An 11,422-nucleotide genomic window follows, 5' to 3' on the forward strand; every position below is an offset into this window, starting at 1 on the left:
ACAACTTTGCATCGCTCTGTCGGACGCAAGAGGAAAATGTACTCAGGCATCTCCTGTGAGACGTCCCGTCCGATGGTTCTTGCAGGCGTGAGAACAGTCGACTCGCTACGCGAATCAGACGTCCAGGGTTGAGAGTTTCGCAGATGGTATTGTTTGAAGCCAAAGCTTATGCGGATGCTGAGAGGTCAGACGCAAATGCGAGAGTGTCAACTTCCGTGCTCTTCACATGCTCTTGCCTGATGCTTTCTGCGCTGAAAGTACGCCGATCCTGCAATGCCGATTCCAATCAAAGCGAAAGATGTCGGCTCCGGGACAGAGTAGACGTTGATCGTCGCATTGCTCGCAGAGACGTCGTTCTGCCACATGATCGGAGAGTAGATGCTTGCCGACCTGTTGGTGAGGCTAAATCGGTACAAAGTGTCACCACCGAAAACAATTTGACCGGCAACGCCTCCTCCTCCCATTTTCAGTCCGGGAGCGACTTCATAATCGCCAGGTGAGAAGCTCACCCAATAGTAGGTACCGGGATAGCTCGATTCGGTGAGCCCAGGCAGTCGCTCAAAGCCTGTGTGGGAAAATCTCCAATAGGGGACTTCCGAACTGCTGTCGATGATACCGTTCCCATTGTGGTCGATCGCGAAGAGGTTCACGATCATTTTTCCCTGTGAAAGCTCCTGAGTGTCAGTGTACTTAAATCCAGTGATCTCGATTCGCAGGTTAAAGCCGGCCTCTCCTTCACTGACGAGGAAGAAGATAGAGCACAAGCAGATGATAAAAACCCGCATTTGACTCACATTCCATAGTTCAGAGTCAGAGGGAAAAAGATAAGAATGCATCGCATTTCTAGGCTGAAGCATCAAACCTCAATCTGTGGCGCGATGCGTCAGCGCAGTGAGAACTGGTCATTCTAAAAATGCCCTCGGAACTCGCGAGAAGCCTCTCGAATCGCAGAGGGCCGTCGCATTTCGAATGCATGGCGACGTAGAATTACCATCGGAAGTTTGAGGAAGTTAGCCCTTGCAGCCTCCGGTGACTTCGAACTTTTCAGAACTCGATGCACTCAGTACCTCAATTCCTTTCGAACCGGTCACACCTGCCAATGGAATGGCGACAACAAACGGGGCCGTTTGCGGAAGGCAAATTCCCCCAGGCACGCACCCGATGACTTGGATTCCCCAGTATTCCGGGCACCTCACGTAAACCAAAGGTTGAAGCTCAACCTTCATGTTAACGCATGGCTTTGTGCCTGAGACGATCAGGAAGAACGTTCCATTCAAAATGCCAGGAACGACTTCTGCCTTCTCAATGTCAATCAGACCACAGTTGTCAACAGCATCTTCGTTTAGAGAGAATGTGGAAACCATTTAGTGCCCTCGACTCTTTCGAATCCTAAAGAATGTGCAATTCAAGAAACCCTTAACCCAAATTGAGATTACTTCCGCGCATCCATAAAGTCAACGGCGTTAGAGTTCTGAAGGGGCAGCATCTCTCCGTCGCTATGATCGATGCCGCATTTTCGCCGATCAAGTTCCGAGGCTGCGGTGAGACTCAAGCCACGCTTTGGCTTTTTCTGCAGTGTCGGGATTCGGTTTTTCGATGACAAATAACTCGCGATCATCACGACGGACATCGACTCCCAGCGACTCTTGGATTTTGGACTCGAAATTTTCGAACTCTTCTTCGGTTCCTTCGTCTTCTGCAAAGAACGGCGGCATCGCTTCGAATTGGATCGAAATGGTTCCATCGGACCACTTTTTGATGACCGGCTCTCCGTCGGGATCGAAACCAGCAACTGCGATTTCCTCAATCACTGATGGTTGTTCCGCAATGCCTTCTTTGGGATCCGTGGGCGCACCGCAACCAGACATCGCGAGTAGTGAACCAAATACCGATCCAAAGATGGTCTTGCCGAAGTTCGTCATTGGAGCTCAATTTCGATAGAGTGGGAAAGATTTACTTGTCTCAAGAAATGTTGGATGAAGTATCCCTTTTTGAGATTTGTCGACCTTTAAGATATTGGTGGTTACTCTTGATGTCGAGTCGGCATGCTACCGTCGTTGCAGCCACATCGGCATGGTAAATTAAATGTCATTTGAGTTCCTCCTCGAACCGCATGACAGGAAACTCGCTTTCCAAGCAATGAAGTACCGGTTTTGAAACGACCTCTCGAATGATGACAACCCGAGTTGCTTCGGTGTGCTGCCGTCAGAGTACGTTCAGCTTGAATAGTGAGGTCTCCATGATCAGCAACAAAAGGCACTATTGGCTAGCCGTGGTGGCACTAGTTAGCGCATTGTGCTTCAGTGCCTGTGACCATCATCGACCGCACGGACTTCGGCAAAAGTGCGACGTTGAAGGTGGAGTCAGCCAGATATTCGTTTCAAACGCTGAGGACCGAATTTTCGTAGTAGGTCCAGCCCGAGGGGTAATCGTTCTCGATCACCAGCTTGAGGAACGTGCTCTCATCAGGTCACCATTTGATCGATCATGTGAAGTTGCATTGAACGCCTCCTCTGGGAAGTTGTTTATTGCTCGTTCAGAAATTGCAAGTGCTGGTGCGATTGCTGCAATTGATCTCGAAAGCCAAGAAGTTGAATGGACTGCGGAGGTTCTTGGCGGCGTGATCACGGGCGTGGCGGTCACAGGAGGACTGCAGAGACTCGTCGTTGCAGGCCATGATGGAGAATCGGACTGGGGAGCTGGGGGTGAAATCAAGATGTTAGATAGCTCGACGGGAGAAATCGTCTGGGAAGATTCGCAGCTGTTATCGTTGCCTGTGAGTGTCATCTCCTCGCGCGAGAGTTGGATGGTCTTGTTTCACGATGGAACGCTGTTGGCTTTCGATCAGCAGGATCCCACTGATGGTGGCGCCCCCGTCATTGCAAGCAGCCCGATCGCCGACCAAATCGATTTCGTCGCTACGAGTGAAGAAACTGTTTGGGCATGGTCTGAGGTGAATCAGCAGTTCGTTGTTGTAGATTGGAGTGAGAGAAGTTGCAAATTCGTTCCTTGCACTGATCGGATCATCTCCTGTTTCGGAGTGCGCAGCAATTCCGAGGTATGGATTTCAGACGAAGAGAGAACGACGTGTCTTCGACTGGATAACAACACGCTCCAGGAAGACAAACGTTTCAAATTTGGAGTTAAGGAAATTGCCTGCGGAGAGAAACTAGTTGTAGGGACCGATCGTAGATCTGTGACTGTTCTTTTGGATCTGGTCAGTACGGCCGAGACTCGATAAGATGAAGTCGTACAACAACCGTGGACAGGTCAACACGCTGAGCAATCCGGATGGAGCGTCAGGAATTTCTGCGATAACGACCTGCAATGAATTTGCTTCCCCAATGCGCAGTAAGGGCGGGGGCGCTTGGGGTACAGTCTGCGAGTGATCTTCTAGACGGGGCACTGCCCGACTGATAGGTCTGGTGGCCAAAAAGGTTTGGGTGTCGGATTGCCGGTGAATTGCGTCTCGTGCCATATTGGATGACTGCGATCTGGCCCATAGCCAGCACGAGTCAATTCGGTGGTGAGAGCCTGTCCGATATCCATCGGCTTGAAGTTAAATGGAATACTCGAATTCTTCCCAGATTGATATCATCTGATTGGTCAGTGAAACTCAGGGCCTTCTGTCATAGCAATACAACGGCATGCAACGTGAATCCTTATCTCGTAATGCAGCAACCCGGAATTGGCTTTGGTTTCCTAAATGTTAGTACACAACTCGAAGCAGCATCGATTCGTATGTCTCAGCCTGTTTGTCTTAGCTGGTACCGTTGTGGCCTATGTGCAAAACCTATGGCATCTAGCGGAGAATACTGAGGCTGACTCAACTGTACGATCGCTTTACTCACATCTTGAGAAGTCTCAAATGGTAACCACCAGAAGCGAAGAATGGGTGATTGTTGACGACGATTCATATGATGAAATAGTGAAACCGATGTTCATTTCAAGTGTTGAAGATCCTCAACGCACCATTCGAGATCCATGGGGAAATCGCCTGCATATTGCGGTGAGGTACGTGACACCGAAGCAATGTGCGTATACCGTGTGGTCAGCAGGGCCAGATGGCGTAAGCGGCTCAGCAGATGATATTGTTTCCTGGTGCAATAATGTTTCCAAGCTCCCTGCCGGTCAAGTTACAATAATCCAGGCACGCGACATAGAGTCCGCTGAAGGGACCGAATAGCAAAGTAGGTCAGGCTGTGTCTGACGATTAATGACGTAGATGATCACCTTGCGTGATTCAACGGCAATTGCGAGGACGAATAATTTGGCAGGGGCTCCTTGATACCGTTGAAGAGGGGATGGCGACTCACTTTTGGCGGATGTATCATGATTCCGGAAGACTGACTGGTTAGACATTCTGCAATTCCGTGAGGAACATTCAATTGCCCATATGTCGAAAACGAGAACCGTACTCAAGGAATGACGACTGGTCAGCTCTTTTCGGCCAGTTGAGCCACTGGTGACACTTGGGAGTGAGAATGTGTTTCTGATTTTACTCCAACGCTCAAGCAGCTATCTCGCTAAACTTGTTCACTGTTTCGAAGTATTGAATGCGCATATACAAAATGTTGCGACGAATAGCAGTTTTCGCTGGGGTGTTGATTGTTGGACTTGTATTTCTAATCGTTTCGGAATTGCGGTATGGGCGTCAGTAACGCTTGCAGAGTAATTCGGCTTTGACCGTCGTTTTTCAAGGAGAGTTGACCGATGTACGTTCTGCGTCGATTGTCTCAGGCAAAGAGAAACACATACTCGATGCTGAGAATGAGATCAGTCTTCCAGAACACTTTTTTCATCAGCCGTTCCAGGTCGTTCTGGATCTGTCAGATGGTCGTCGTATGGAGTTCAATAGAAGTCCATTAAACGATTCTCAGATTCGGCTGGCGAATTTGCAAAGAGTCGAGGTGACGTTTTCTATGCAGGACGTTAAGATCAGATACGAGTTCAATGCTGAGTTTTCGATTCCTGTTGAAGATTTAGGGTGGAAGGGATGGCTGCTGGGGCGTTGACGGTTCGTGTGGCTTGCATGATGAAGGGTGTGGTTGGTCACCGTCGATTTCTAATGGGCGACAAAGAATGAGAATGCATGAGAATGTTCAGTCGACTATGCCCAAGGGAGGAGTCTTTGGCACGTTCGGATTCAAGGCACCTCAATGAGTTCCGGTCTAGCAAGGTGGGTGGAGCTATGGCTGAGTCTAAGGAGATTGATGATCAGCTATCCCGACGGGACGGAGATTGACAGGACACCCAACTCGCGCTGATTTCAGCACTCGCTTGAAGTGGGGATGACGACGCACATGTCGCGGACGTATGATGGTTCTGTCAGGATGTTCGGTCAGACGTTTGGAAATTGCGTGAGCGAGACGCGTTCTTGCAGCAACGATTGCACTTCCGCCTCATTCGCAGGTCTGGGAGAAACGTTCGCTTACTCTGATGATGAGATCAGAACCGCACTCAAGTGTCGATTGCCAGACTGCTCTCTGCAGACTGCAATGACTCTTTGCCAAGTGAGTAAGTGTTGAGTCAGGTACTTGTCGCTTAAGTGCGAGGGCGTTCCTCGTAACTCCATAGGCGAGTTCGGCCCGCTATTTGATTGCCGCTTTCGTCGAGAGTATCCGAACCCGGGCCGAAGTGTGCGAACCAGTGTTTGTCGAACGTTCCGTCGAATTCCGAGTACACGTCATCGCCGCCACCGAGCAAGAAGCTTGCTCGGGAGAAGTAGGTGTTATTCGAATGGGCAATGACATCGTCTCCGTCTCCAGTGAGAACCTTCAGCTTCTTACCAAAGGTTGCTCCATTGCTGACAATTCCGTCGTCGCCACTCCCGAGTTTCAAGGTGACATTCTTCTCGAAAGTCGATCCTTCGAATCTGACGTGATTGTCGCCGTCCCCGAGCTTGATTTTAACTTTGGCGTCGATGCTCGTAGGAGTTGTGGAATTAAAGAAGCTTTCGTCGGAAACAAAGTGAACTCTGTCAGCTTCGCTGCCGCCGGTGATTTTCAGCCCTTTCCGTAGCTGTAAGTCACCTCCAACAAACAGCGAGTCGTTCCCCTCTCCTAAGTCGACGCGGATCGATTTCACGTTCTGAAATGATTCCGCCACGGTGTCGAAGTGTCCGTCGCCAGTCGTGTCGATCCTGACTTCAATTATTCCCTCTCCAGTCCCAAACAGACCGATGATGTCGTCTCCGTGGTGGCCATTGACGTTCAGTCGTCCATTTCGAGCAATGAAGCTGTTCGTCACGACGTTTGTGGGTGCGGGCGAACTCTGATATTCATATGCCCCGATGTCGACAGTACCGCCGGTAATGCGACTGAATCCGGCACCACGCTGGTCAGTTGTGAGAGCGTTACCGCTCTGCGGGTCGTCTGCGAGGGAGTTGTCACCGGCATTGATAGCTGCGCTGCCAGCGAGCAGGGCCATCGTCGGTGTGGGACCTCCGTTGTCCTGAAGATCTCCGAGCATAGGGTCTACGCCAGTGATCGTGTTGACGAGACCGGTCGTATTGTTCCATTGAATGAGGTTGTTGCTTCCAGAAAGTGTACCGCCACTTGAGTTTCCGTCGAGGTCACTGCTGCCGAGGCTGTTCGCGAGAATGGAGTTGTTCAGGACGAGCGAATTCATATTCATGATCGCACTGCCTGAATTCCCATAGAACGTGCTGTTGGAAACTTCTAATGTAAACCTCGGGCTAGTGTTTAAGATACCGCCGCCGAAACCTCCTGAATTTCCACTGAATGTGCTGTTGGAAACAGAAAGTTTTCCATTGTTGGTGATGCCGGCGCCGTTGTCGCCAGAGTTATTGGCCAGTGTGCTGCCGGTAACTGTTAGTTGTCCGGAAGCTCGGTTGTAAATTCCTCCTCCCCCACCACCGCCACCAACGGTTGAGTTCCCGCTGATGGTGCTATTTGCCAGTGTTAAGAATCCGTAGTTATCAATACCGCCGCCGTTGTTCGCGTCGTCGTAGGCGTAAATGGTCTTTCCGTCACTGATCGTCAGGCCGCTGATTGAGGCTGTCACTCCGGTCTCGACTTGGAACACTCGGGAGTTACCATTTCCGCTAATTGTCAACTGATCGGCCCCGAGTCCCACGATGGTCATGGTTCCGATTGTATCGCTCAACGTCAGTTGTCCCGATGTGAGCGTAATCGTTCCTCCTGCCAGTGCTGCGGAGAACTGAATGATCTCGTCGCCTTCATTGGCATTGGCTTGATCGATTGCATCGCGAAGGCTGCCGGTTCCCGAATCTGCGAGGGTCGTGACGGTGAAGGTTTCAGACGTTCCATCACTCAATTCATAGGCACCGATGTCGACAGTCACTCCGACAATACGTGTATATCCCTCACCACGTTGGTCAGTCCGCAGTGGATCGTTTTCAGGATTGACGGAGAGAAGGTTGTCACCGGCATTCACAGCGACACTCCCCACAAGAAGTGCGTGCGTTTGCGTAGGGCCGCCATTGTACTCGAGATCCCCAAGCAGCGGATCTTGGCCGGTGATCGTGTTTGATAGTCCCGCTGTCGAGTCGGCATTTTCGATGAGGTTGTGACTGCCCGACATGGTTCCATAGTTATCAAGGTCAAATCCACTCAGGCTGTTGGCGATGATGGTATTGTTCAGGACCAACGTTCCGGCGTTCCCGATTCCAGCACCTCCAGCATCGTCGATGGAATTGCCGCTGATTGTAGTTGAAGTGACAGTCGCACTTCCGTAATTGACGATTCCGCCGCCGTTGTTCCCAGTGGCGGTATTTCCGCTGATCGTACTATTCGTAACAGTCAGCGAGCCATGGTTGAACACCCCGCCACCGCTGCCATTGACTACAGTATTCCCGCTGACGGTACTGTTGACGATTGTGAGTGTGGCGTCGAGAGAATTATAGACTCCGCCGCCAAGGCCTCCGGCCGAAGGGCCCTGAGCGGTGTTGCCGCTGATTGTGCTGGCGGCAATCGTGAGAATTCCGTCGTTGCGTACTCCTCCGCCATATTGAGCATACCCGTCGCTAATGGTCACACCGCTGATTGTCGCGGTCACACCCGCTTGCACTTCGAAGATCCGACTCAGGTTGCTCCCGGTGATTGTCAGGAGGTTCGCTCCCAATCCCTCCAAACTAATCGTTCCGGTTGTGTCGCTCAGAATGAGTTGGCCGGAGGTCAGCGTGATTTGCCCGGAGAGACTGGAGTCGAACACGATTGTTTCTCTGCCAGCATTGCTGTTGGCCTGCTCAATCGCATCGCGAAGACTTCCGTCACCACTGTCGTTCAGGTTCGTCACAGTGAAAATGGGAGGCCCACTCTCATACTCAAAAGCCCCGATGTCGACGGTCCCGTCTGTAATGCGTCGAAAACCAAGCCCGCGTTGATCAGTCGTCAGTGCTGTTGTTCCGAATTCGACGGCCAGAGAGTTGTTGCCTGCGTTGATCGCGGAACTGCCTTCGAGTAGAGCGAGAGTTTGGGTCGGGCCACCGTTATCACTCAGACTGCCGAGCATTGGATCTTGCCCGGTGATTGTGTTGCTGAGCCCTCCAATATCCCCATTCTCGACAAGGTTGTTGCTGCCAGATGAACTGTGAATCGCTCCGCCGTGACTTAGATCAAGTCCATTCGTGCTGTTAGCGAGGATGGAGTTGTTCATGATGAGTGTGCCACTGTAATTGATGGCGCCACCGAAGTCCTCAGCATTCGCAGTGTTGCCGCTGATCGTGCTGTTTGTAATCGTCAGTTCGCCGTCGCTGCTGTCGATCCCCCCTCCAAAATTCGCACTGTTCCCGGTCAAAGTACTGTTGATCAATTGAACGACATCTGTATTAAAGATGGCACCACCGCCACCGTCTGCAACATTGCCGCTAAATGTGCTTCCAGTGATGGTCAAGCTTGCCCGGCTAGCGTTATAGACTCCGCCGCCATTGAGGCTGTGAGCAGTGTTTCCGCTCAGGGTGCTGCTCAGAATCGACAAGGCACCCGAATTGAAGATTGCAGCTCCTCCGCCGACCGAGTATCCGTAGGCCACGCTCACGGAATTCCCACTCAGTGTGCTGTTGACAACATTCATGTTGCCTTCATTCAGGATTCCGCCACCATAATTCGTGGTGGCAGTGTTTCCGCTGATGATCGTGTTGTTGAGCGTGAGGGTACCGGAGTTCGAAATCCCTCCTCCTTTTTCAGCTTGGCCATTACTGATGGTCAGGCCGCTGATATTCGCGAAGACCCCCGATTCGATATTAAAAACGCGACTATTCCCATTGCCGCTGATCGTCAGTTGACTCGCTCCGCGCCCGGAAATTGTGATATCACCGGAGGTGTCGCTCAGCGTAAGCTCCCCAGAGGACAGTGTGATTTCCCCGGACAGGCTGGCGTCAAATTCGATAGAGTCGTTCCCGGGATTACTGTTGGCCTGATCGATTGCATCGCGCAGGCTCCCAGCTCCCGAGTCTGCCAGCGTTGTGACGGTAAATGCCGACAAAACGATCCGGTCTTCCAATAATTCTGACAAGGTCGATGGACGAATCGACATGACCGAACGTCTGCGGGAAGCGCCTTTTGATCGCTTTGGATGAAGCGTGGAGCCAAGGATGCGGGTTCTCAGTTGTTTGAGCCAGTATTGAGGATGTTCACCGAACAATTGCGCGCTCCGCAAGGGTGGAATGGGGGCTCTGAGTGGAGTGGGAAGAGTATGCCTCGTTCGTTTGACGATCAACTGGTGAAGCACCAATTTTCCGTTAACCCTTAGTTCGTGTTGAGACGCAGGCGAGTGATTCGGATTCTGAAGGTTGTGCAGTTCTTCCTTCGTGAGACCGAGAGCTATTGGGCCGCGACGTGACGATGAACTGCCAGCGAGAGAAACTCCAGAGATCGGAGAGAGTGCTTCCGACAGCCATTTCAGAGAGTTAAGATGATCTCACGACAATCGTCACCATGCACGTCTTTCAAGCGGAGTGTTTTTCTCGACCGGCGTTGGTAGCAATAGAAGGCGATTGCTTAATCGCAAGGAGGGTCAGAAGTTGTCTCGCGGAGTGTTTCCGGAACACTCATTGTTTCCATCTCATTCGCGGCAGGCGCGTGAGATCCTCCCATGGAGAAAATGATAGTCGCAAACGCTGGCCAAGCGGGTATGCTCTAACACCGATGGTGGGGAAGTGTAGTGCACGCAGCGAGTTCTAAAGTGGTTTTCTCCGGTTTGCGAAATGCTGGGAAGTCGTAGTTGGCGCGGAAGTGAGGACGTTTTTAATCAAGGGCTGTGGCACATGAACCAAGACTGCAATTCAAAGAAGTACGGTGTCCTGTCGAAATTGATGATTTTCGGTTTTGGTATCGCACTCGTGGGCACTCTTTCCGACAGTGTACTTTCGTTCTATTTGTCTCAGCCCACGCGTGCATTGGCTGTTGGGGTGATTGTGGGCGCGACTGTTACGATTTACCTGTTCATCTTTGGTCAAGGTGTTCGCCAAAGTTCGAGTAAGCAATCACGCGACCCCATTGACAGCACTTTCTTTCGGTACGACGAAGATCCGGAGATCGAATAACGCACATTGACCGTTCGACTCTTTCGGAGCGGAGATTGTTCCTTGGCAGGTTGGCAATCTTATTCATAGTTCAAACACTTCTGTAGGTTGGGTGGTTCACTATGACGTTTGGATTACCCCACCCGTCCCGGTATGTCATAGCATCAAGTTTGAGTACATGATTTCATGGTTTGCCACGTGCCTCAATCATGTCGAGAAAGGACGCGTGTGCATTGTCGAAACCGCATGTCAGTCTTGCAGACCGACAAGTTTCGATGTGTGGTGTCCGATGTCGGTGAAACCTTTCATATAGGCCGATTTGCGAGAGTGGTACATGAAATGTAACAGTAGTGAGAATCAGAATTCGACAATAACGCGGACGAAGAATATAACTTTTTTTGTCTGTGGTAATAGTGGTGTTCAGCTATCTTGTTTGTGGTGTCATAGTTATTGGAGGAGTGGCGCTTCATGCCCAAGCTTTCAGTTGGCTGGTTGTTTCGTGTGCATTGCTTCTATCGTCGTTGGCGCTGATTGTCAGGTTTTGTGTGAATGGCAGTGAATTCGTCACGTTGAAAATGTGGTCGATAGCCTTCATGCTTGCGATTCAGGTCTGCGTCACAATCTCCTCCGGTGAACTTTACCTTGGAGCAGCCAGTCAGGAATTTCCGTCATTTTGGGGGACAACCTCACTTGCGATCCATATGATGGCTCAGGCGGAAATTGTGGCAAATCTCTCCTCGAGGAAGTTAGTGTCCGTTCAGCGTGCCGAATAGGGTGCTGGCAAGACCTCTTGGGTATCGTCGAAAGAACGACGTATGTCGCTTGCCGCCGGCAGTGTGCCTTATAAGGATCGCAGGATTTCCTACTTACTTGGTTTGTCGCTGCTCAATCACATTGGGTTATGGTTCTCGCCTT

7 protein-coding genes are annotated in these 11,422 nt (G+C 51.1%); 3 read left to right on the forward strand and 4 right to left on the reverse strand.

Annotation, left to right across the window (positions count from 1 at the left end; all coding sequences use genetic code 11):
• Positions 1–206 precede the first annotated feature (206 nt).
• The 3 genes from AB1L42_RS23590 to AB1L42_RS23600 all read right to left on the reverse strand — a co-directional run bounded on the left by AB1L42_RS23590 (position 207) and on the right by AB1L42_RS23600 (position 1,922).
• Entirely contained in the window at positions 207–785 is a 579-nt protein-coding gene (locus AB1L42_RS23590; RefSeq protein WP_367062612.1) for a PEP-CTERM sorting domain-containing protein, read from the reverse strand.
• Positions 786–1,010: 225 nt separating this feature from the next.
• Positions 1,011–1,364, reverse strand: coding sequence for a hypothetical protein (locus AB1L42_RS23595; RefSeq protein WP_367062615.1), 354 nt, complete (start codon positions 1,362–1,364; stop codon positions 1,011–1,013).
• Between the two features lie 159 nt (positions 1,365–1,523).
• Complete coding sequence (locus AB1L42_RS23600; protein WP_367062618.1) at positions 1,524–1,922, reverse strand: hypothetical protein; 399 nt, start codon at positions 1,920–1,922, stop codon at positions 1,524–1,526.
• 578 nt (positions 1,923–2,500) lie between these two features.
• Here AB1L42_RS23600 and AB1L42_RS23605 point away from each other — a divergent pair.
• The gene (locus AB1L42_RS23605) at positions 2,501–3,241 is read left to right on the forward strand and encodes a hypothetical protein (protein ID WP_367062621.1); all 741 of its coding nucleotides are present in this window, start codon (positions 2,501–2,503) and stop codon (positions 3,239–3,241) included.
• 1,441 nt (positions 3,242–4,682) lie between these two features.
• Positions 4,683–5,015 carry a hypothetical protein gene (locus AB1L42_RS23610; RefSeq protein ID WP_367062624.1) on the forward strand — a complete coding sequence of 111 codons (333 nt, stop codon included), beginning with the start codon at positions 4,683–4,685 and terminating at the stop codon, positions 5,013–5,015.
• Between the two features lie 529 nt (positions 5,016–5,544).
• Here AB1L42_RS23610 and AB1L42_RS23615 read toward each other — a convergent pair.
• Complete coding sequence (locus AB1L42_RS23615) at positions 5,545–9,519, reverse strand: right-handed parallel beta-helix repeat-containing protein (RefSeq protein ID WP_367062627.1); 3,975 nt, start codon at positions 9,517–9,519, stop codon at positions 5,545–5,547.
• 730 nt (positions 9,520–10,249) lie between these two features.
• On the opposite strand from AB1L42_RS23615, the gene AB1L42_RS23620 reads away from it, so the two are divergent.
• On the forward strand, positions 10,250–10,528 hold the full coding sequence (locus AB1L42_RS23620; protein ID WP_367062630.1) for a hypothetical protein: 279 nt from the start codon (positions 10,250–10,252) through the stop codon (positions 10,526–10,528).
• Positions 10,529–11,422: the final 894 nt, after the last annotated feature.

The organism is Thalassoglobus sp. JC818 (assembly GCF_040717535.1).
In the GTDB taxonomy this organism is placed as follows: domain Bacteria; phylum Planctomycetota; class Planctomycetia; order Planctomycetales; family Planctomycetaceae; genus Thalassoglobus.

Bases quoted from the DNA above. Each gene is read 5' to 3' on its own strand.
- AB1L42_RS23595 (WP_367062615.1), bottom strand. From the start codon at position 1,364: ATGGTTTCCACATTCTCTCTAAACGAAGATGCTGTTGACAACTGTGGT.
- AB1L42_RS23600 (WP_367062618.1), bottom strand. From the start codon at position 1,922: ATGACGAACTTCGGCAAGACCATCTTTGGATCGGTATTTGGTTCACTA.
- AB1L42_RS23620 (WP_367062630.1), top strand. From the start codon at position 10,250: ATGAACCAAGACTGCAATTCAAAGAAGTACGGTGTCCTGTCGAAATTG.
- AB1L42_RS23590 (WP_367062612.1), bottom strand. From the start codon at position 785: ATGCGGGTTTTTATCATCTGCTTGTGCTCTATCTTCTTCCTCGTCAGT.
- AB1L42_RS23615 (WP_367062627.1), bottom strand. From the start codon at position 9,519: ATGTCGATTCGTCCATCGACCTTGTCAGAATTATTGGAAGACCGGATC.